This is a genomic window from Pseudoalteromonas sp. FUC4, from assembly GCF_008370255.1.
GTDB lineage: Bacteria > Pseudomonadota > Gammaproteobacteria > Enterobacterales > Alteromonadaceae > Pseudoalteromonas.
This window is the reverse complement of sequence record NZ_SEUI01000006.1, coordinates 192,547-215,239: the sequence shown is the minus strand read 5'-3', so window position 1 is coordinate 215,239 and position 22,693 is coordinate 192,547. Positions and strand designations below refer to the sequence as shown.

21 protein-coding genes are annotated in these 22,693 nt (G+C 41.5%); 9 read left to right on the top strand and 12 right to left on the bottom strand.

The features are described from left to right. Window positions 1–37 precede the first annotated feature (37 nt). From astD to EU510_RS17140, 5 genes are all read right to left on the bottom strand, one after another. Window positions 38–1,507 (bottom strand): succinylglutamate-semialdehyde dehydrogenase, encoded by a 1,470-nt coding sequence (astD, locus tag EU510_RS17160; protein WP_149594495.1) that lies wholly within the window; start codon window positions 1,505–1,507, stop codon window positions 38–40. A 15-nt stretch (window positions 1,508–1,522) separates the two neighbouring features. Then, window positions 1,523–2,539, bottom strand: a complete 1,017-nt coding sequence (gene astA / locus EU510_RS17155) for an arginine N-succinyltransferase (RefSeq protein WP_149594494.1) — start codon at window positions 2,537–2,539, stop codon at window positions 1,523–1,525. An 85-nt stretch (window positions 2,540–2,624) separates the two neighbouring features. Then, window positions 2,625–3,830: an aspartate aminotransferase family protein gene (locus tag EU510_RS17150; RefSeq protein WP_149594493.1), complete on the bottom strand. Its 1,206-nt coding sequence runs from the start codon at window positions 3,828–3,830 to the stop codon at window positions 2,625–2,627. Window positions 3,831–4,209: 379 nt separating this feature from the next. After that, a complete protein-coding gene (locus EU510_RS17145) occupies window positions 4,210–5,370 on the bottom strand; it encodes an HDOD domain-containing protein (protein WP_149594492.1) in 1,161 nt (386 codons plus the stop codon). 43 nt (window positions 5,371–5,413) lie between these two features. Next, window positions 5,414–5,995, bottom strand: coding sequence for an anthranilate synthase component II (locus EU510_RS17140; RefSeq protein WP_149594491.1), 582 nt, complete (start codon window positions 5,993–5,995; stop codon window positions 5,414–5,416). A gap of 530 nt (window positions 5,996–6,525) precedes the next feature. Here EU510_RS17140 and EU510_RS17135 point away from each other — a divergent pair. Continuing rightward, window positions 6,526–6,765, top strand: coding sequence for a YdcH family protein (locus tag EU510_RS17135; RefSeq protein ID WP_149594490.1), 240 nt, complete (start codon window positions 6,526–6,528; stop codon window positions 6,763–6,765). 193 nt (window positions 6,766–6,958) lie between these two features. Here the strand turns inward: EU510_RS17135 and EU510_RS17130 are convergent, their stop codons facing one another. Next, on the bottom strand, window positions 6,959–7,195 hold the full coding sequence (locus EU510_RS17130; RefSeq protein WP_262501245.1) for a putative quinol monooxygenase: 237 nt from the start codon (window positions 7,193–7,195) through the stop codon (window positions 6,959–6,961). Beyond that, window positions 7,195–8,025, bottom strand: a complete 831-nt coding sequence (locus tag EU510_RS17125; RefSeq protein ID WP_149594489.1) for an SDR family NAD(P)-dependent oxidoreductase — start codon at window positions 8,023–8,025, stop codon at window positions 7,195–7,197. Before EU510_RS17125 ends, EU510_RS17130 begins: the two co-directional genes overlap by 1 nt. A 267-nt stretch (window positions 8,026–8,292) precedes the next feature. Here EU510_RS17125 and galE point away from each other — a divergent pair, with 267 nt between their 5' ends. The 7 genes from galE to glpD all read left to right on the top strand — a co-directional run bounded on the left by galE (window position 8,293) and on the right by glpD (window position 17,310). Then, on the top strand, window positions 8,293–9,306 hold the full coding sequence (gene galE, locus EU510_RS17120) for a UDP-glucose 4-epimerase GalE (RefSeq protein WP_149594488.1): 1,014 nt from the start codon (window positions 8,293–8,295) through the stop codon (window positions 9,304–9,306). A 1-nt stretch (window position 9,307) separates the two neighbouring features. After that, complete coding sequence (locus tag EU510_RS17115; protein ID WP_149594487.1) at window positions 9,308–10,372, top strand: UDP-glucose--hexose-1-phosphate uridylyltransferase; 1,065 nt, start codon at window positions 9,308–9,310, stop codon at window positions 10,370–10,372. Then, window positions 10,362–11,510 carry a galactokinase gene (gene galK, locus EU510_RS17110; protein ID WP_149594486.1) on the top strand — a complete coding sequence of 383 codons (1,149 nt, stop codon included), beginning with the start codon at window positions 10,362–10,364 and terminating at the stop codon, window positions 11,508–11,510. The genes EU510_RS17115 and galK overlap by 11 nt, the downstream gene beginning before the upstream one ends. Before the next feature lie 19 nt (window positions 11,511–11,529). Continuing rightward, on the top strand, window positions 11,530–12,534 hold the full coding sequence (locus EU510_RS17105) for a Gfo/Idh/MocA family protein (protein ID WP_149594485.1): 1,005 nt from the start codon (window positions 11,530–11,532) through the stop codon (window positions 12,532–12,534). A 29-nt stretch (window positions 12,535–12,563) separates the two neighbouring features. After that, complete coding sequence (locus EU510_RS17100; protein ID WP_149594484.1) at window positions 12,564–13,886, top strand: alpha/beta hydrolase family protein; 1,323 nt, start codon at window positions 12,564–12,566, stop codon at window positions 13,884–13,886. Between the two features lie 207 nt (window positions 13,887–14,093). Continuing rightward, complete coding sequence (gene glpK, locus EU510_RS17095; RefSeq protein WP_149594483.1) at window positions 14,094–15,593, top strand: glycerol kinase GlpK; 1,500 nt, start codon at window positions 14,094–14,096, stop codon at window positions 15,591–15,593. Between the two features lie 211 nt (window positions 15,594–15,804). Continuing rightward, window positions 15,805–17,310 carry a glycerol-3-phosphate dehydrogenase gene (glpD, locus tag EU510_RS17090; RefSeq protein ID WP_149594482.1) on the top strand — a complete coding sequence of 502 codons (1,506 nt, stop codon included), beginning with the start codon at window positions 15,805–15,807 and terminating at the stop codon, window positions 17,308–17,310. Window positions 17,311–17,372: 62 nt separating this feature from the next. On the opposite strand, the gene EU510_RS17085 is transcribed toward glpD, so the two are convergent. Further along, on the bottom strand, window positions 17,373–18,323 hold the full coding sequence (locus EU510_RS17085; RefSeq protein ID WP_149594481.1) for a 2-dehydro-3-deoxygalactonokinase: 951 nt from the start codon (window positions 18,321–18,323) through the stop codon (window positions 17,373–17,375). Window positions 18,324–18,326: 3 nt separating this feature from the next. Further along, window positions 18,327–19,085 carry an SDR family NAD(P)-dependent oxidoreductase gene (locus tag EU510_RS17080; protein WP_149594480.1) on the bottom strand — a complete coding sequence of 253 codons (759 nt, stop codon included), beginning with the start codon at window positions 19,083–19,085 and terminating at the stop codon, window positions 18,327–18,329. 199 nt (window positions 19,086–19,284) lie between these two features. Here EU510_RS17080 and EU510_RS17075 point away from each other — a divergent pair, with 199 nt between their 5' ends. Then, window positions 19,285–19,986, top strand: a complete 702-nt coding sequence (locus EU510_RS17075) for a FadR/GntR family transcriptional regulator (protein ID WP_149594479.1) — start codon at window positions 19,285–19,287, stop codon at window positions 19,984–19,986. A gap of 230 nt (window positions 19,987–20,216) precedes the next feature. Here EU510_RS17075 and accC read toward each other — a convergent pair whose 3' ends face one another. The 3 genes from accC to aroQ are packed head-to-tail and all read right to left on the bottom strand — an operon-like array spanning window position 20,217 to window position 22,540. Then, window positions 20,217–21,557: an acetyl-CoA carboxylase biotin carboxylase subunit gene (gene accC / locus EU510_RS17070; protein ID WP_149594478.1), complete on the bottom strand. Its 1,341-nt coding sequence runs from the start codon at window positions 21,555–21,557 to the stop codon at window positions 20,217–20,219. 27 nt (window positions 21,558–21,584) lie between these two features. Beyond that, window positions 21,585–22,049, bottom strand: coding sequence for an acetyl-CoA carboxylase biotin carboxyl carrier protein (gene accB / locus EU510_RS17065; RefSeq protein ID WP_149594477.1), 465 nt, complete (start codon window positions 22,047–22,049; stop codon window positions 21,585–21,587). A 38-nt stretch (window positions 22,050–22,087) separates the two neighbouring features. Further along, entirely contained in the window at window positions 22,088–22,540 is a 453-nt protein-coding gene (aroQ, locus tag EU510_RS17060; RefSeq protein ID WP_149594476.1) for a type II 3-dehydroquinate dehydratase, read from the bottom strand. Between the last annotated feature and the right edge of the window lie 153 nt (window positions 22,541–22,693).

Below are 22,693 nucleotides of genomic sequence, written 5' to 3'. Positions count from 1 at the left end.
CGAAGCTGCTTTTGTAATGATTAAGTAGTATTACTACTTAATCTATTTTTAAGCCTGGGCTTAATGTTGCTGGCATCGCTACTTTTTCAAGCTCTACTGAAGCAACTGGGTATGCACAGTAATCAGCTGCGTAATACGCGCTTGCTCTGTGATTACCCGATGCGCCAATACCACCAAATGGTGCTGCGCTTGATGCGCCAGTAATTGGGCGGTTCCAGTTAACAATACCAGCGCGAATACGACGTAAGAAATGGTCGTAATCTGCGGCACTATCACTTAATAAACCAGCCGATAAACCAAAGGTTGTATCGTTTGCTTTATCAATGGCTTGGTCAAAGTCATCAAAGCGGAATACTTTTAAAAGTGGTCCAAAATGCTCTTCATCTGGGAAGTCACTAATATTTGTACACTCAATAATACCTGGTGTTACAAAGCCGGTATTGGCTGTGTGCTCAAGCTCTACTAATACTTGAGCGCCAAGCTCAACAAGCTCGTTTTGCGCTTTAACCATGCCTGCAGCTGCCGCTGATGAGATCATAGAACCCATAAATGGCTGGTCTGCATCATCGTAGTTGCCTACTTTAATCGCTTTAGTTGCAGTGATAAGACGCTCTAAAATTGCATCGCCTTTGCTACCTGTTGGTAAAAACAGTTTACGAGCACATGTACAACGCTGGCCGCTTGAAATAAACGCTGATTGAATAATATCGTGTACAACGGCTTTCGTGTCTTCAACGTCAGTAATAATAAGTGGGTTATTTCCACCCATTTCTAGCGCTAAAATTTTACCCGGTTGACCCGCAAACTGTTCATGTAAAATATGACCAGTACGAGAAGAACCCGTAAAGAACAAGCCATCAATTCCTTTGTGAGCAGCAAGGGCTTTGCCCGTTTCTACTTCACCTTGGACTAGGTTGATAACGCCTGCTGGCAAACCTGCTTTTTCCCATAGTTTAAGCGTAAGCTCAGCAACCTTAGGAGTAAGCTCAGACGGTTTAAATACAACCGTGTTACCTGCTAAAAGCGCTGGCACAATGTGGCCATTAGGTAAGTGGCCCGGAAAGTTATATGGACCAAATACCGCTACTACGCCATGTGGCTTATGACGAATCATCGCACGCCCAAGTGGCATTGCGTTTTCTACGTCGCCAGTGCGCTCTAAAAATGCTTTTTCAGAAATGGCAATTTTACCAACCATAGCACCCGCTTCTGTGCGCGTTTCCCACAGTGGCTTACCTGTTTCTTGTGCGATAGTAATAGCGAGCTCTTCGCTGTTTTCTTTTAATTGCGCTGCGAATGCTTTAATTATTTCCAAGCGCTCAGTAAAGCTTTTATCAGCCCATGCATAAAACGCTTCACGCGCTGAATTTACTGCGGTATCTACTTGCGCCGCAGTGGCTGATGATGCCTGCCAAATAACGTCGTTATTTGCAGGGTTTACTGAATTAAATTCTGTGCCTTGGCCTTGAGACCATTGACCATTAATAAATTGTGCAGGATGAGTCATATACTTTCTCCTAAATTAAACTGGGGTTGCGCTAACAATATCGCCAGCTTGCAAATGTAATGCATCTGCTATTTCTTGCGATAAAATCAGGCTTTTAGCTCGATCGTCAAATGTCATTGGCGCAACTGTTGCTCTAAAGTCATTAAGCTTTTCGTTAGCTAGTAACACCATGGTGTCGCCAGTCATTTCGCCAATTTCAACGTTAAAGTCATTAGCATTACGAATTGTCGCAATGTTATCTACTTTTGCTTCAACCGTTGGACCGGCGTCAAAAATGTCTACGTAGCCGTTAAACGTAAAGCCTTCGCTTTTTAAAAGCTCAATAGCTGGGCGTGTGTTGTCGTGTACTTTACCTATTACGGCTTGCGCATCTTTACTTAGCAAGTTTACGTAAATTGGGTATTTAGGCATTAGTTCTGCAATGAAAACTTTTTGGCCAATACCTGTTAGGTAATCGGCTGTAGGAAAGTCCATTGAGAAAAAGTGCTCTTCAAGCCACTGCCAAAAAGGGCTACTGCCATTTTCGTCAGACACGCCGCGCATTTCTGCAATCACTGTTTGTGCAAAACGCTCTTGATGCTGTTTTATAAACATAAAACGCGCTTTTGAAAGTAGCTTACCGTTACAATTTTTACGATAGCCATCTTTTAAAAACAATGTGCAAAGCTCTGTAGCACCTGTGTAGTCGTTACATAGCGTTAAAATATCAACGGCTTTGTATACGTCTAATGTACGCGAAGAGTGAATCACTTTACTTAAGTGATAATGATAAAATGCATCATCAAGCCCTACCGCCGCTTCAATTGCAGACGTACCTACAACTTCACCGGTTTCGCTATCTTCAAGAACAAACAGGTAGCCTTCGTCACCAGGTTGTGACGTTTGTTTAGCAAATGAGCTTACTGAATGGTCGATCTTTTTTTGTAATAGCTCTTCATTTAAAGGCAAAGACGTAAAACCATGCCCAGATTCGTGGGCAATTTTCAGTAATGCTGAATAATCATTTTGCTGGATTGGGCGAAGGATCATCATGAGTCCGCTTGCTCCCTTATAAATAACGGTAAATAGGAATTGCAGGGCAAGCAGTGCTTGCCCTTAATTGGTTGGCTTAGGTAGCTTATGCGTTTACTACACTTGCTACTGCTTTTTCAAAGCGTGCCATACCTTCGCGAATGTCCGCTTCAGGAATTACTAACGATGGAGTGAAACGTACTACGTCTGCGCCAGCAACTAATGACATAAGACCTTGCTCTGTACCTGCCACTAAAAACTCTTTTGCACGACCTTTGTATTGCTCGTTCACTACTGCACCAATTAATAAACCTTGGCCACGGATTTCGCTAAATACGTTGTATTTTTCGTTAACCGCGCTAAGTAGTTCATTAAATAATGCGGCTTTTTCTTTTACGCCAGCCAGTACTTCTGGGGTATTTACTGTATCGAATGCAGCTTCTGCAACAGCACACGCAAGCGGGTTACCGCCATAAGTAGAACCATGAGTACCTACTTTAAGATGCTGTGCAATTTCAGTTGTTGTGATCATAGCGCCAATAGGGAAACCGCCGCCAAGTGCTTTAGCTGAAGTTAAAATATCAGGTACTACGTTTAAGCCTTGGTATGCGTATAAATCGCCAGTACGGCCAACACCTGTTTGAACTTCATCAAAAATAAGCAGTGCGTTATGTTTAGTACATAAATCGCGAACGCCTTGAGCAAACTCATCAGTTGGTGAAACAATACCGCCTTCACCCTGAAGAGGCTCCATCATTACGGCACATGTTTTATCGCTAATTAGTTTTTCAAAAGCAGCTAGGTCATTGTAATCACAATGAACGATATCGCCAGGCTTAGGACCAAAACCATCTGAATATGCAGCTTGACCGCCAACAGTTACGGTAAAGAATGTACGACCGTGGAAACCTTTGTTGAACGCGATGATTTGTGATTTTTCTGCGCCAAACTTATCAAGTGCAAAACGACGCGCTAATTTAAGCGCGGCTTCGTTTGCTTCTGCGCCAGAGTTGGCAAAGTAAACTTTTTCAGCAAATGTCGCATCAACCATTTTTTTAGCTAGGCGAAGTGCCGGCTCATTGGTCATTACGTTAGATAGATGCCAGATTTTTTCGCCTTGCTCTTTTAATGCGCCTACTAATGCAGGGTGGCAATGGCCAAGACAGTTAACTGCAATACCACCAGCAAAGTCGATAAACTCTCGACCTTGTTGATCCCATACGCGAGAGCCTTCGCCTCGAACAGGAATTACGCTTGAAGGTGCGTAGTTAGGAACCATTACGTGATCAAATAATTCGCGATTGACTGTCATTTTATTTCCTCTTAATTGTGAGCAACACAAAACATCAAAATAGGTGTTTGGTTAATATTTGTAACCAACTTTATAGGCAAGATCAGTAACCTGATAATTGCGCAAAATTGCTTTGTGGTTCAATTTTCAGACGCACATTATTTCAGAATTACTTATATCTGTCTCGTTAAAAACTTTCATGTATCCCTTTAAAATAAAGGGCTAAAGATATTATTTCATAGATAGTGAATAACTATTTGCATAGCTATTTATGCTTATTTTTAAACAACTAACCGCATGAGCACCAAGGCGCGTACGCTTTAATCGGCAAATATGTAATATAACAATAAGATGAGAATGAATGGTTAGTCGCAAAAAAATTAACAAAAAATTCAGATTTTTAGTCAATTTGAATAGCTAAATTGGTAAAATTACTCGATTGGAGGGTTTTTAGTTCCGTTTTAGTGAACTTAAAGTGCGAAAACCAGCTTAAAGCTTCATCAGGTTCAATAAGTTGATGTTCTTTTAAATTAAGATATTGAGAGTAGCACCGTGCCTTTAGCATTACTTCTGTTAATGGCAGTAATGTATCGCCCTTATCTACCCCATTTACTAGCTGCTGCATTACCCCTTTAAACGGTAAATATTTAAAAGCCATTTTGTCTATTACCTTGGCGCTTACTTCTATCGACTTATTGCTAAGTAGAGTGGTTAAAAATAGCGGGTCGGGCTTAAGCTCTAATAATGCGGTGTGTAAATCTTTTTGGTTTTCATTTCGGGCTAGCTGTACTTTACGTTGCCATATTTGCTCAAACGTTTTTAAGTACAAGCGCACTAATGCAATTCGCCCTACATCTAAAAGCATACCAAGGGTAAATGCATGAACGTCATTTACATTATTAATTTGTGCAATTTTTTGCGCGGCAATGGCGTTTGCCATGGCACTGTCACGTAAACGACGTTTTAATAACGAAAATGGTTCGGTGCTATGTGGCATCCAATGACGCACGGCAAATGTAGGTATAACTAGCTGTAAGTTATCAAGGCCAATATAACGAAGGGCGAGCGATGGCTTATCTACTTTTACAGACGTGTTTTTACTACGTTGATTACGATAGTAAGGTAAATTAACGAGCGTTACTAACTCCCTACCCAACCAGCTTAAATCATTAACCAATGGTTCTAAACGCCCTACCGACGCTGACTTTACCGCTAATATATCGAGTATATTGGCAATGCCATCTTCAATACCTATGGTGCTATGAATTACGCCATCTATATCTTCGAGCTGCTTATATATAGCTGTTTCAATTGTTTTGTGCAGTTGCTCACTCGCTTGAGCGCGGTACTTATGATGTGCAGTACTGCTTTGCTGGCGTTTATTCTGTGCGGCCACTTCAACCTGAAGCAAAGTACGCTGCTTCATGGGTTCGCCGTAATCTATATCTAATGTATGAATGAAACCAATTTGCTGGTGCGCAAAGCTGTGCCCAAGCAATAAGTCATGAGCCCGTTGGCTTAGTATTTTGGCAGTACGCTGCTGGGCTACAAGTTCGGTCATGACATCCATTAATAAAGTATAAAATGCTCTGTGTATTATAACATTAGAAGCGAGTTAAAAAGTTATCAAGCAGTTCTAAGCCTTGAGCAGTTAAAATAGCTTCGGGATGAAACTGCACACCTTCGATAGCAAGTTCATTGTGTAACAACCCCATAATTTCGTCAAACTCGCCTTGCTCAGTTTGAGTCCATGCGGTTACTTCAAGCTCTTTAGGCAGAGTTTGTGCTTTAACCACTAAAGAATGATAACGACACACTGTTAACGGATTGGCTAAACCTTTAAACACACCTTTGTTAGTGTGAACTATGGGTGATGTTTTACCGTGCATTACTTTTTTAGCACGAATAACATCTCCCCCTAAGGCTTGTGCGATAGTTTGATGCCCCAAGCAAATTCCTAAAATAGGATATTGCCCTTTTAGTTGCTCAACAACATTTAGTGAAATACCCGCTTCGTTTGGGGTGCATGGCCCAGGCGATAACACGATGTGCTTCGGGTTCAACTGTTTTATTTGTGCAATGCTTAGCTCATCATTACGTTTCACTAAAACGTCTTGATCTAAACGCTGAAAATATTGCACTAAGTTGTAAGTAAACGAATCGTAGTTATCGATCATTAACAGCATTACACAACAGACCTTATAAATTATTGACCACTACTTCACACAAGTGGCACTAAGCGCTGCATTCTACCACTATTAATTAACCAATATAAATTAGCAAAAAGCGTTAAAAACTTGCTCTTTTAACTAAAATAGCAGCTCAAGATAGATTTATTGCCCAGAGTTCAGGTTACTTAAGTTTAATTCCACTCATAGTCGCTTAACTTCTGTGGTTATTCTACTTTCTCGCATCTTGAGCAATAATATCGAGCCCTAAGCTTTTCACGAGTAGTTAATACGACTATTTCAGCTGTATACCCCAGCCATAAATTATTGACCGCTAAAGTACGTGCGTTTATCGATCACTTTATTGAGTACTTTGGTGAAACCCCTTATTGGGAAAAAACAACAACTGCTAAAAAGTAAAAGCGGTTGTTTGAGTTATATCAAATTAAGTTGGCAATGGTTGATTTATGATTGTTTAAACCCCAGTGTATTATATGAAGGCAGTAATTCACTTAAACAACTCATTTATATCCTATTAAGGAGCGAATATGTTAGGCGAAGACCACTCATTAACTAATGACTTTCCAGAGTACTTAAAGACCATTGCCGAATTAAATGAAAGCGACACTGAATTTGCAAAAAAAGCAGATAAGTACGACAAACTAGATAAAGAAATAAGAGTGTTAGAACTTAAAGATGCGCCCATAAGCGATGAACAAATGCATCAGCTAAAACATGACCGTTCTGAGTTAAAAGATTGGCTCTACGAACGTTTACAACAAGAATAGCATTGTATAAATAAAAAAAGAGCTCACTGATGAGGTGAGCTCTTTAGATCAACAAAGGGTAAAACGTTTACTACTTTCTAATTTACAAACCCACCTATTGGCTTCATAAATACAGTGCTTGGACCTGCAAAGGCTTTGGCAAATTCTTCACTAGGCTGGCTGTAAACAGTCGCTCGCTGCATATCAACCACACTTAAAAATAACGGGCCACTTTCGCTCCCCCTGGCAGATGTAACTTTGCTGCGGCTTCATTTTGGTAACGCTCATCAACATGTACGCTGCGGTTATTCTCGCTAATCGTCCACTCATACATAACCGTACCTTCTTCATTTTTAGCTGAGGTAATAAGCTGCTGCATTACCTCTAAAAATTGATCGTACTTGCCATCTTTAATTGGGCCTTCTACGGTCCAGGTTATTTGCCCACTCACTATGCATTACCTAACTTAAGCTGCGCTAATACAGAATCTAAGGTATCAACAAGCTGCTGGTTTTTAGCGTTGTTAAGTGCATCTGGGTGTGGAGGTGCAAAGCGCTCTGCGTCATTATCAAAGTAAAGGCCTGTTGCGTCTTTAAATTCATCGCTTAAAGCTGCACGACAAAAAATATCAGCCCCTAATTTTAGGTCACCGCCATCAAGCCCGTAGGCATCTTTTACCATTTTACTACCTAGTAACGATTTAGGGTTTACCGATACAACTAGTGGCCCCGCGCCTTTAAGCGCAAGCCCTAAATGACGTGACCACATAGTAATAGCCAACTTACTTTGTGCATAGGCTGCGCTATCTGAAAGTGGCTTATTACCTACTAAGGACTCAAAGTTAACGCTTGATTGAGCAGCAGATGATACGTTTACAACGCGCGATTGCACATTCATAACAGGCAATAGCAATTTAGTAAGTAAATAAGGGGCAATAGTATTTACCGCAAAACGAGCATCGAGCCCTTCTTTTGTCGTTATATCAGCAAGTTTGTATATACCTGCATTGTTAATAAGTACATCAAGTACTTTATCTGCTTGTTGTAAATCGCTCAGAACGCTTTGCGCTAATGTTTGTACTTGTGCCATATCGCTTAAATCAGCGACGTAAGTTACAGTGCTTGCCTGCGGGTATTGCTCATTTAAGGCACTTTGTACGTTATTTAATTTATCTTGATTGCGGCCATGCAATAATACGGTGTGGCCTTGGGCTAATAACATCTTTGCAGTTTCTAGCCCAATGCCATCGGTAGCACCGGTAAGTAAAATTGTTTTGTTCATGTTGATCTCTCCTTACTTTATTTTCGCTATATTAGCACCCCGACTTACTGCTGATAATTAGGCCAATAGTTGAATCAGTTTATAGAATTAATTGATAAAGCTAAGCCTATGTTAGTTAATATAAAAGCATTCCTTTAAAAGGCAGATGGGTGCTTAAGCTGAATGTTTTTTATGCTTTTATTTGAATTACTCAACAATCATAACTATTGTTTTTAAATCACCTTAATAGTAGTATTTATCATATAAATACACTTTTCGAGAAATAACATGAAAGTTTTAGTTACTGGCGGCATGGGTTACATAGGTAGCCACACATGTATTGCATTACATGAAGCAGGTATTACACCTGTTATTTATGATAACTTGTCTAATGCAAGTGCGCAGGTGCTTGACCAACTCGAAAAGATTACGGGTACTCGGTTTGAGTTTATTTTGGGCGACATACAAGACGAGCAACAGTTTAAGCTCGCTCTAAAACATACTAAAGCCGAAGCTGTTTTTCATTTTGCAGCTTTAAAAGCTGTTGGCGAATCAACTGAGCAACCGCTGCGTTATTATCAAAATAACGTGTCGGGCACATTAAGCATGTTACAGAGCATGCAAGAGGCGGGCGTTAACCATATTATATTTAGCTCATCGGCTACTGTGTACGGCGAGCCAGACTACCTCCCTATTGACGAAAAGCACCCGATACGCGCAACTAACCCTTATGGTTGGACTAAAGTCATGGTTGAACAAGCCATGCAAGACGTATGTAATGCCAACAGTCAATTTATGGGCATTGCGCTTCGTTACTTTAACCCAGTAGGTGCACACCCAAGTGGTTTATTAGGCGAAAGCCCTAATGGTATTCCTAATAACTTAATGCCATTTATTGCCCAAACAGCAGTAGGTAAACGTGACTTGGTTAATATTTTTGGTGACGACTACGACACCGAAGATGGCACCGGCGTGCGCGACTATATTCACGTTTTAGATTTAGCTAAAGGTCATGTTGCGGCATTTATGCAACACAAAACAGATACCGCCTTTCATGCTTATAACCTAGGCACAGGCCAAGGTTATTCAGTGCTTGATATAATCAAAGCATTTAGCGTATCAGCCAATAAAGATATTCCTTATAAAAGTGCACCACGCCGTGCAGGTGATATTGCCTGTAACTACGCCGATGCCACAAAAGCGCAAAACACACTTAACTGGCACGCAGAACTAACACTTAGCGACATGACAAACGACACATGGCGCTGGCAAACTAATTACCCAAGTGGGTTGGAGAGTTAACATGGCTTTATTAGAAAGTACTCACAGACGTAAAAATCCGCTAACGGGTCGTTGGGTATTAGTGTCACCACATCGTAATAATCGCCCATGGTTAGGCGCAACAGAAGCTGTTAACGAAAACGTATTACCAAAACACGATGAAAGCTGCCCGCTTTGCCCAGGTAACACCCGTGCAAATGGCGATAGCAACCCAGATTACAAATACACGCATGTATTTAGAAATGACTTTGGCGCACTAACGCCTAATACCAGCGAACAACCTCAAAGCTTAGAGTCAGATAGCGATTTATTTATTGCCGATGAAGCTAGTGGCGAATGCCGTGTAATTTGTTTTTCTCCAGAGCATAATAAAACACTACCAGAGCTTAGCCAAAACGCATTGCACGAAGTAGTAAAAACCTGGAAAGAAAATTACACAGAGCTTGCACAGCAGTACGAATGCGTACAAGTTTTTGAAAATAAAGGCGAGATAATGGGTTGCTCGCAACCTCATCCTCACGGCCAAGTTTGGGCTCACTCGCACTTATCAACCGAAATAGAAGCCGAAGATACGCAGCAGCTTGCCTATTATAAAAAGCATGGCAGCGCAATGCTTGCCGATTACGCACAAAAAGAGCAAGCAGATCAAACACGTGTTGTATTTGAAAACGAACATTGGCTTGTTGTTGTGCCATTTTGGGCTGCATGGCCGTTTGAAACAATGATAGTAACTAAAGATAACATTCAAAACTTTAGCCAGCTAAACGATGTGCAAACCGACTCTTTGGCTCAGGCACTTAAAGTATTAACCACTAAATACGACAACGTATTTAATTGCAGCTTTCCCTACTCAATGGGTTGGCACAATGCACCGGCTAATAGAGGCTCTGATGAGCAACATTGGCGTTTGCATGCCCATTTTTATCCGCCGCTACTTCGCTCTGCGACTGTTAAAAAACACATGGTAGGCTACGAAATGCTAGGCGAAAGCCAACGCGATTTAAGCGCAGAAACCGCTGCTTCTATTTTAAAAGCAGCCAGTACAACACATTATAAAGATACAGCAGGACACACAGATGAAGCTTAACGAATTCCAACAACAATTTTTGTCACTGTATGGCGCGCCTGCTCAAGGTATTGCAGCAGCACCAGGGCGTGTAAACCTCATTGGCGAATTTACCGACTACAACGACGGTTTTGTTTTACCGTGTTCGTTAGAGTTTCGTACCCAAGTAATGTTTAAAGAGCGCGACGACAATATTATTACTGTGCATTCTTTAAATTACCCAGGCGAAAAAGACAGCTTTAGTGTTGATGAAGAAATCACTGAAGGCCAGTCGCAATGGGGTAACTACATTCGTGCTGTTACTTATGTTCTTAAAAGAGCGGGCTACACACTGCGTGGCGCCGACCTACTTATTGACAGCAACTTACCGCAAGGTAGTGGCTTGTCGTCATCGGCCGCACTAGAGGTTGCTGTAGGCGGTATGTTTAACCATATTGCACAGCTTGGTTTACCGCCAGAGCAAATTGCGCTATTTGGCCAAGAAGCCGAAAACGACTTTATGCATTGCCAATGTGGCATTATGGATCAGCTTATTTCAGCTAAAGGCGAGAACGGTCATGCACTATTAATCGACTGTGAAAACCTCGCAACTGAGTCTGTTAAAGTTCCTGATGATTTAAATATTGTTATTGTTAACTCTAACTACCCGCGTAAGTTGGTTGATAGCGAATACAACCAGCGCCGTATTGACTGCGAACAAGCTGCTGTAAAAATGGGTGTAGAAACACTTCGCCAAGCCACCATGGCTGGCCTGCAAGCAGTAAAAGCGACATTAAGCGAAAATGAATATAAACGTGCGCACCACGTAATTAGCGAAAACGACCGTGTAATTGCAGCAACTACTGCACTACAAAATAACGATATGGATGCACTTCGTACGCTAATGGCAGCATCGCACCAATCACTTAAACACGACTTTGAAGTAACCGTACCTGCAACCGATGGCTTAGTAGAAATTTGTAAAGAAGCGATGGGCGAGCGTGGCGCAGTACGTATGACGGGTGGTGGTTTTGGTGGCGCAATTGTATGTTTGTGTCGTGATGCGGAAGTACCACTAATTAAAGCAGCGGTAGAAAAGCATTACTTTGAGCGTTTTAGCCTAAATGCTGATATTTACGTATGTTCAGCGGGTTCAGGATTACAAATTACGTCTTTTTAAATAAACTCAAGGAATAAGCATGGCAAAGGTTAATTGGGGAATTATTGGGTGTGGCAATATAGCTCACACCTTTGCTAAAAGCATTGCGCATTGCAGTGATGCACAGCTTATTGGCGCAGCATCAATGAGTATGCAGCGCGCTAAAGAATTTTCCACACCGTACAATATTAAAGGCTATGAGAGCTATCAAGCTCTTATGCAATGCCCAAATATAGATGCTATTTATATTGCCAATACGCACGATCAACACTTTAAAACGATAGCCCAATGCTTAAAACACAATAAGCACGTGCTAAGCGAAAAACCAATTACCGTTAATGCTAAGCAGTTGCAAAGCCTCACAGAGCTTGCAAAACAACAAAACTGCTTTTTAATGGAAGGCGTTTGGATGCGATTTTTACCAGCCATAGTAAAATTACAACAACTCCTAAGTGAAGGTGTTATTGGTAATGTGCACAGTGTTAATGCCAACTTTAGTTTACCTGGCAGTTTTGCCGACACTCACCGATTAATGAACCCTGTAACAGCGGGTGGCGCACTACTCGATTTAGGTATTTACCCTATTTCGATTGCTGATGTGGTATTTAATAAAGCCCCTGAACACATAAAATCCTTTGTACATAAAAGCACGACCGGCGTTGATGAGCGAAGCACTGCTATAGTTGATTACGGTAACGGGCAATTTGCATCTCTTGCCAGCGCACTGCAGCAAAATGGTCCAACAGAAGCATGTATTAATGGTGAGCTTGGCTATATTCGAATACCTCAGTTTGTAGGAGCAAAAACGTTAGAGCTACACATAAAAGACCAAGACCCTCAGTACTTTGAATACAACTTTAGCGACGATGAAAACTTTAAGTTTGAAATTGCACATGTCACGCAGTGTATATTACAAAAGCAAACCCAAAGTAGCGTATTGCCCCTCGGCACTAGCTTACGAGTTATGAACATAATGGATACCTTACGAACACAATGGCAGCTGCAATATAGCAATGCCGTCGAGTCGGCTGAACTGACTAATTAAAAAATAAAAATACACAACAAGGACACACAATGACACACACAATCAAGGCGCTTTCAAAAGCTATATTACTTGCTACGTGCAGTTTATCTGCCAGTGTAGCTGTTGCTGAATCTAATAAACCAGAGCAGCTATACCCGCCAATCACTAGCGAAGTACTGCCAGAGCTTGCAGCTAAAGGTAGCTACAATGTAGGTGTGCAAACACTTGATTTAGTTAACCCAGCGCAGTTTGACCCGGCAACACAAGGTCAAAAAGATCGTCCTTTAAAAGTAGAAGTGTGGTATCCGGCTGCAAATACAGCAAAAGCGCCACTGACCAGCTACACAGATGAAACTCGCTCAGGTAAAGAGTTTACTTTGCAAGCCGATGCAATGCGCGATGTCGCCATTAATAATAAAGAGCACTACCCTGTTGTTGTGCTGTCGCACGGTTATACCGGTTACCGTACAATTATGTACTACCTTGGCGAGCATTTAGCGTCGCACGGTTACATTGTTGTAGCGATTGACCATACCGACTCAACCAATGCCGATGTTGATTTTAAAAACGCACCGTTTTCAGGCTTTTTTAGCACGCTTATAAATCGCTCACGCGATCAGCAGTTTGTTATTAATTACTTTAATGAGCAAAACAACTTTGCAAGCAAACAGGTAGATAATAAAAGCGCAGGTGTAATTGGTTACTCAATGGGTGGCTATGGCGCGGTAAATACAATAGGTGGTTGTTACGCTTTTAATGAGCAAACTACGGCCATGTTTACGGGTATGAAAGACCCTGCTCAAATTAAACAAGTACAGCAATTACTAAACAGCTGCGCTGGTGGACAATACCAAAATCCAAAAGTAGACCCTCGTATAAAAGCCATGGTGGCCTTTGCACCGTGGGGCGGACAGCACGCTATATTTGATGCCAAAGCAATGGCAAATATTAAAGTACCTTCGCTTTATGTAGCCGGTAGCTTAGATGACATTTCAGGCTATGAAGGCATTAAAAATCTTTATGAACAAACAGGCAGCGAAGATAAGTACATGCTTACTTACAAAAATGCACGCCATAATATTGCACCACACCCAGCCCCTGCTATTGCACAAAGCAGCAGCGAATTAGATATCGGCCATTACTACGAGCCTTCGTGGTCTATGCGCACCCTAAACGAAATCAACAAACACTTTGTACTTGCCATGATGGATTGCCACGTAAAAGGCATAGACCGCGAGTGTAAATACTTAGATTTACCACAAAACGGCGACCAAGCTGTTGTTGACGGTAAACCGCTGCCACAGTGGCGTGGGTTTGATAATCGCTTTTCTACCGGTATGGATTGGCAACAAGCTAAACCTCACACCAAGTAATAATAAGCTTTAAGCGGTTGTTTTAATCAATAGCCGCGTACGCCCTTAAAATAATGCAAAAATAAAACGCCTTTTATATAAAAGAGTTACCAGCAAATATTAGCGTGTTTATTTTTTAATCTGCTATTTTAAGAAAAAACCATTGCCATTAACTTCGGTTAAAGGCAATCTAGTCATATATAAGATAAGATAAATAACACAAATATCATGTCCAAATACATACTCTCAATTGATCAAGGAACCACAAGCTCTCGGGCCATCTTGTTTACAAAAGATGCAGACGTTTTTGGTACAGCACAACAAGAATTTTCGCAGCATTTTCCACAAAATGGCTGGGTTGAACACGATCCTAACGATATTTGGCAAACAGTGCTTAGCACCAGTCGCGAAGTACTCGCTAAAAATGATGTAAAACCTGAAGAAATTATTGCCATTGGTATCACTAACCAACGCGAAACCACTTTGGTGTGGAATAAAAAAACAGGCAAAACTATTTATAACGCGATTGTTTGGCAAGATAGACGCACCAGCGACTACTGCGAAAGCTTAACGACCGATGAGCTTTGCCAAACGATAAGCGATAAAACAGGCTTACTGCTCGACCCTTATTTTTCGGCCACTAAAGTTCGCTGGATTTTAGATAACGTTGAAGGCGCACGCGAACAAGCCCTTGCAGGTGAGCTCGCCTTCGGTACTGTTGACACTTACTTGCTTTGGCAACTAACTGGCGGAAAAGAGCATCGCACAGATGCAACCAATGCATCGCGCACCATGTTATTTAATATTCATACCCAGCAGTGGGATCAAGAGCTTTTAGAGTTATTCGATATTCCAGAATCTATGCTTCCAGAAGTAATGGATTCAGCTGATGAATTTGGCTCAACCAGCGCTGATATTTTTGGCGCGCCAATTCGCGTATGTGGTATTGCAGGCGATCAACAGGCAGCCCTTGTTGGCCACGCATGTTTTGAGCAAGGCATGGCTAAAAGTACCTACGGTACTGGCTGTTTTTTAATGCTTAACACCGGCGAAAAAGCACTTACCTCAGAAAACCGCTTACTGACTACTGTTGCCTATAGACTAAACGGCAAACCAACTTACGCCATTGAAGGCAGTATATTTATGGCAGGCGCGACTATGCAGTGGATTGTGGAAGGCTTAAAACTACTTAGTCATGCTGGCGAAAGTGAGTCGATGGTTAAAGATGTCCCCCTCGACCATGGTGTATTTTTAGTGCCTTCGTTTACGGGTTTAGGTGCACCTTATTGGGACCCAAATGCACGCGGCGCTATTTTAGGGCTAACACGCGACTCAGGTATTAGCACCATAGTAGCTGCAGCGCTGCAATCTGTTGGCTACCAGACCAAAGATTTACAAAAAGCGATGGAGCGTGATGGCCTTCGCCCAAGTGTGCTTCGTGTAGATGGCGGTATGGTAAAAAATAATTGGGTTATGACCTTCTTATCAAATATTTTAGGTGCAACAGTTGAGCGACCAACAGTGACCGAAACCACTTCTTTAGGAGTCGCTTATTTAGCGGGCTTACAAGCAGGTGTGTACGAGTCGACTGAACAGTTATCTAAAATGTGGACATGCGACCGTCGCTTTGAGCCTACCATGAGTGCCGACGAGCGTAACGATCTATACGCAAAATGGCAGCACTGCGTAGCTCAAGTCTGCTTAACGAATAAAAACTGCCCGCAGTAAATACTAAGTGGCTAAAGCCTGTACTTTAGCCACTTTGCTTTTTTAACTTAGCTAAGTACTAGATTTAAAAGGCATGCTTTACTGCTTTAAATTGAAAATGGATTGGCGTCACCAATTAACGAATAAAAACTGGGTTTTCTATTGTCAAATGAAAACAGCAGCTTTATGATGCTTATGTCTTATTTATATTACAAATAAAAAGGTTAGCTCGGTGGAATTAGCAGATAACGAATATGACTTACTAGTCATCGGTGGCGGTGTAAACGGCACTGGAATAGCAGCTGATGCAGCAGGCAGAGGGTTAAAAGTTCTATTGTGCGAACAATCAGACCTTGCCTGTGCAACATCTTCAAACAGTTCTAAGCTGATCCACGGCGGTCTGCGCTACCTTGAGCACTACGAATTTAGATTAGTAAAAGAAGCCCTAGCAGAACGAGAAGTGCTACTTAAAAACGCACCTCACATTATGTGGCCGCTTACTTTTAGATTGCCACATCAAAAGCACCTGCGCCCTGCGTGGATGATTCGCATTGGCTTGTTTATGTATGACAACCTAGCAAAACGCGAAACACTTGCTGGTTCTCGAAGCATTAAGTTTGGTGAAAATAGCGTTTTAGAACCCTCTATCACCAAAGGTTTTGAATACTCAGATGGCTGGGTTGATGATTCTCGCTTAGTTATTTTAAACGCGCTGGCTGCTCAAAATAAAGGCGCTACCATTGCTACGCAAACTAAGTGCGTAAACGCGAAACGCGAGCAAGGCAAATGGCAAGTAACGTTAGAGCAACAAAGCAGTAAAACTGAATACACTATTTCGGCTAAGGGTATAGTTAATGCTGCGGGGCCTTGGGTTGCTAAGTTATTTGACGAAGCACTTATTGAAAAATCACCACAAAATATTCGCCTTGTTAAAGGCAGTCACATTGTGGTGCCACGTATTCATGATGAAAAACAAGCGTACATTTTACAAAATAAAGATCAGCGTATTGTGTTTGTTATTCCGTTTGAGGATGACTTCTCACTTATTGGCACAACTGATGTAGAGCACAAAGGTGAAGCACAAGACGTTAAAATTAGTGATGAAGAAATTGATTACTTAATTGATATTACTAATACCTACTTTAAACAACCAATTAAACGCGAAGACATAGTACATACCTTCTCCGGTGTACGCCCATTACTTGATGACGAATCAGTTAATGCACAAGCCGTTACTCGCGATTATAAATTAGAGCTTTCGAGTGATGCTAAGCAAACACCTCTACTGAGTGTGTTTGGCGGAAAAATTACAACTTATCGCAAACTAGCCGAAGCTGCGGTTAATAAGCTTGAAGACTTTTACCCGCAAATGAGTGAAGCGTGGACGAAGCACAGTGCGCTTCCTGGTGGAGACTTTAGCTCGGTAGAAGCGCTTAAGTCTGAACTTAATACTGCTTACAGTTGGTTGCCAGAAGTGACTCTTAAACGCTTTGTACGTACTTACGGAACTCGTGCAAAACTAATTTTAGGTAGTGCAACACAGCTCAGTGATTTAGGCCAAGACTTTGGCCATGGCTTATTTGCAGCAGAAGTAGATTACTTGCTAAATGAAGAGTGGGCAGAAAATGCTTACAACATTTTGTGGCGCCGCAGCAAATTAGGGCTACGCTTTAATGATGCGCAAGTAGCAACGCTTAATCAATACATTGATAATAAGCAAGCAGCTATAAGCGCTTAATTACATTGCTGCTATAACAGCTTCCCGTTAACCCCTTTATAATTTAATCGTTATAAAGGGGTTTATTTTTTTGACTCTAAATTAAAAAGGTAATTAAAACCGCTCAAAGTGGCTGTTTTAATATCAAACTCAACACACTTCACACCTATTTGGTTAAGCGCCGTAGTAAAACACTTATTCAGCTGCTTAGTGCCAATCACTACAACTTGCGTATCACTCAATAATTGCCATTCGCTAGCGTGGCGAGCTGCTCGTACATCGCTGCCAATTAATACACCCGACAAATAGGCTTTAGCTTGTACTGGCGTTAACTCCTTTGAAAGCTGGCGGGTACGCACACTAAAAATACCATGTGCCAAATTACCGCTATCACTACCTAAAGTTAGCTCACAGCCTTGCTCAAATGCTTTAAAGTCAAACTCACCTTCTGCGCAGTCGTTAGGAATTAAAACACTTTGATGACATAACAAATCATATAACTCACCAGTCATAGCTGTTTTAAAGCAAATAATTTCGCCATTGTTTATAAGCACCCATTTGGTATGTGTACCAGGCAAGCATAATAATATTTTACCTTGTTGATACTCTGGATTTTGTTTTAAAAACCCTAAAATTTGCAGCTCTTCGCCGCGCATTACATCAAATAGGCCATTTTGCAGCGTACACTTTGTGCCAGGTAACGCTTTAATAGTATGCCCATCGCAACCAAAGCTAACAGCAGCATTAAGTAACCCTTCGGGATTAATTGGGCATTCTAAATAAGGCGTTTCGTGCCAGCCGATACTTGAGGTAATTTGACCAGCAATATATATAGGTAAGCTGCCATATTCTTGCTTCCACACTGCAATCGTGTCGATTAGGGTTTGCTCAAAATTTTGATTTGCCTTAACAACGCCAGGGCCATCACGTTGTGCTAATAATTTAAGTGTTGATTGCGCTTGTACTTCGCACAAATAAGCGCGTAAATGGCTCGTGCCCCAGTCAACAGCAATAAAAAGAGATGAAGTAGCCAAGCTTTAAAGCCTCCCACCGTCAATTTTAATACTTTGCCCGGTGATCATACTGCTTTCATCGGCGGCTAAAAAGAGTGCCAAATTAGCAACATCTTCAGGGGTTACTAATTTTTTAAGCGCCATGGCTTCCATCCACTTAACTTGCTCTTCTTCGGTAAACCAGCTTGCTAGTTGGCGGTCGGTAGCCACCCACCCTGGTAAAATAGCGTTAACGCGAATACCAAACTCGCCGTAATCGCGAGCCAGTGCCTTAGTCATACCTATTAGGCCTGCCTTTGCGGTTACATAGCCTGCCATTTGAGGTTGTCCCATAATAGCGTTAATAGAACTAAAGTTAATGATACTGCCCGCTCCGTCGTCCTTCATAAAAGACATAGCAACTTGAGAGGCAAAAAATGCAGGGTTTAAGTTTATTTGTAAGCACTGATCCCAATCTTGCACTGTAACGTCTTCGCTTGCTTGGCGGCGATCGTTCGCCACATTATTAACTAGTACATTAATGGCACCAAAAGCGGCGCATGCATCCACAAGTGATTGCTGAAGTGCATGAGAGTCAGTTACATCAACTTGCCTATACCATAGTTTTGAATTGGGTAAATCACGGATAAGCGATTGCGCTGCCTTATCATCAATATCGATAAATGCTACTTTTGCATTTTGGTTTACAAAGGATTCAACCATTGCTCTGCCAATGCCTGATGCACCGCCTGTAATAAAAATAACTTTACCAGAAAGACTATGATATTGAGCTAGGGTGTTCAAATTCAACTCTCCATACAGCGCATTTTCAATTTTATTTAAACTCTTTCTAAACTTACACTTACAGTATAAAGAGCCAAACTAAGTTGTTATTGCTGTGCTAAAATATTTAACTAATTAAAAGTTTATATCATATCCTTAAGTACATTAATATGATATATGATATATAATAAAGCAATATATCAACTCGGAATCCTGCGCAATGAAAAGCCAACCCCGTCAAAATTTAACACAACAATTAACCCACGATTTGGGTTTTGCTATTGTGCGTGGTGTTTACCCTGTAAGCGAAGGCCTGCCTTCTGAAGCCGATTTATGTATAAAGTATGATGTAAGTCGCAGCGCTACCCGCGAAGCGGTAAAAATGCTCTCTGCTAAAGGGTTAATTTCGTCGCGTCCTAAGCAGGGTATTCGAGTATTACCTGAAAGCAGCTGGAACATGTTTGATACCGACGTACTACGTTGGATTTTAAGCAGTAAGCCATCACTGTCGTTATTAAAAGAGTTTACTCAAGTACGCGTAGCCCTTGAACCACAAGCGGCGGCTCTTGCAGCGCTAAATGCAACAGCTGAACAACTCGCTGATATAGATAATGCCTTAGCCCGTATGGCTGAAGCAGACGAAGGCTTAGACGACCCACTAGAAGCCGACATTGCTTTTCATACCAGCATATTAGTGGCCAGTAACAATCGCTTTTTTGTGCAGTTAACTGAGTTTATTAGTACAGCCCTTAGAGTAAGTATTCGTTATACAAACCACATTAAAGGTGTACCGGGTGCAGATGTTGCTAAGCATGCTGATATTTTAGAGACCATAAAGTCACGCGACCCTGAACGCGCTAAAAAAGCAGTAGAAACAATTTTAGAAGAAGCACTACAGTTAATTGAATCTAAATTAGTTTAATAAGCATCTTGTATAAATATTAAGCCCATCAAATTTACTCTTTGTAGTACATTCGATGGGCTTTTTAATGCCTATAAGGCTTAAATTATACCAATTCACTTAATTAAGTGATCTATTTTGAGGATTGGTATTATAGGCATTAAAAAATCCGATATCAGTCACCTGATATCGGATTTTTAATTACTCAAATCAGATCAATCGTTCTGATTAAGCACCTTCTTAGGCTCGAATTATAATCCTAATTTCTTCTCAAGATAGTGGATGTTAGTACCACCATTTTGGAAGTTTTCATCTGCAAGAATTCTTTTATGCAAAGGAGTATTAGTTTTAATTCCGTCAATTACTAGCTCGTTAAGTGCATTGCGCGCGCGGGCAATAGCTACGTCACGGTTTTCACCGTAAGTAATTAACTTTCCAACCATTGAATCGTAATGTGGTGGAACCGTGTAGTCAGCGTAAATATGGCTGTCCCAACGAATACCTAAACCACCAGCAGGATGGAAACGTGTAATTTTACCCGGTGAAGGGATAAACGTTTCAGGGTCTTCAGCATTGATACGACACTCAATAGCATGACCACGAATAACAACGTCGTCTTGAGTGAATGATAAAGGCTGACCCGCTGCAATTTTTAACTGCTCTTTCACTAAATCAATACCAGTAACCATTTCGGTTACTGGGTGTTCAACCTGAATACGTGTATTCATTTCGATGAAGTAAAACTCGCCGTTTTCGTATAAAAACTCAAATGTACCTGCACCACGGTATCCAATTTCGATACATGCTCGAGTACAGCGCTCGCCAATGAATTTACGCGTTTCGGCAGTAATTCCTGGTGCTGGAGCTTCTTCAACTACTTTTTGGTGACGACGTTGCATAGAACAATCACGTTCACCTAAATGTACTGCATTACCTTGGCCGTCAGCTAATACTTGAACTTCGATATGGCGTGGGTTTTCAAGGAATTTTTCCATGTAAACCATGCTATTACCAAAGAACTGCTTAGCTTCTTGCTGTGTTAATGCAATTGAATCAATAAGTTCAGCTTCGCTGCGAACAACACGCATACCACGACCACCACCACCACCAGCGGCTTTGATGATTACCGGATAACCGATACGCTTAGCGATTTGCATGTTACGTTCTTTATCATCTGATACCGGACCGTCAGAGCCAGGTACACATGGAACGCCTGCTTTACGCATTGCTGAAATAGCAGAAACTTTATCACCCATAAGGCGAATAGTGTCACCTTTTGGACCAATAAATACAAAACCACTTTGCTCAACTTGGTCGGCAAAATCAGCGTTTTCTGCAAGGAAACCGTAACCTGGATGAATCGCTACAGCGTCAGTTATTTCAGCCGCAGCAATAATGCGCGGAATATCTAAATAACTTTCAGTTGCTGATGGTCTACCAATACAGATGGTTTCATCTGCAAGCAATACATGCTTAAGATCGCGATCCGCCGTTGAATGCACAGCAACCGTTTTGATCCCAAGCTCTTTGCAGGCGCGCAATATACGAAGTGCAATTTCACCTCGGTTTGCAATGACTACTTTATCTAACATTAGAGTTGGCCTTTTTAGGTTACGCTATTATTCAATGATGAATAGAGGTTGATCAAATTCTATTGGCTCGCCATTTTCAGCTAAGATAGCTCTTACTGTACCGGCTTTATCTGACTCAATTTGGTTCATCATTTTCATAGCTTCGATAATACAAAGCGTATCGCCAACTTTAACTTGCTGACCAACTTCTACATACGCTGGAGCTTCAGGAGACGCAGCTGAGTAAAAAGAACCAACCATTGGTGATTTAACTTGATGGCCAGTAGGTTCTGCTGGAGCTGCTGCTTCAACTGCTACAGGAGCGGCTGCAACTGGAGCTGGGGCTGCTGGCGCTGGTGCATATTGCTGTGGAGCAAATTGCGGGTAACCAGGGCCTGCGCTCATATTGTTACGGTTAATACGTACTGATTCTTCACCTTCAGTGATTTCTAGTTCAGCAATACCTGATTCTTCAACTAATTCGATAAGCTTCTTTATCTTGCGAATATCCATTACACGACCCGCCTGTTTATTTGTGTGTTAATTTAAAATTAAATCGAGTTTTTCAACCGGCTCACAGCTGCATTTAATGCTGCGTGGTAACCCATTGCACCTAATCCACATATCACGCCTTGTGCCACATCAGAAAAATACGAATGATGACGAAAGGCTTCACGTGCGTGCACATTACTTAAGTGCACTTCAAAAAACGGAATATCAACACTTAGCAATGCATCACGTAATGCAACGCTTGTATGCGTAAATGCAGCAGGGTTAATTATTATGTAATCAACCGCTTGCCAAGCACTGTGTATTCGCTCAATGAGGGCTTGCTCACTATTACTTTGAAAATGCGTTAACTCAACATCTAGACTATCAGCAGCACTGGTTAGCTCCTCCATAATCTCACTTAGCGTTTGAAAACCGTATTTATCCGGTTCACGTTTGCCAAGCATGTTCAAATTTGGACCATTTATAACTAAAAGGTTAAATTTTGCAGCCATAATACGCGATATATCCTATAAGTAATGAGTTAAGCGGTTGCTAAGTAGTTTTTCGCTTTTAAGTAAGCAGAAAAAAGTAATGTAGCAACAAATTCTCACGTTAACCAACTATTATAGTGATTTCGATGTAAATAGCAGCAAAATACTGGTCCA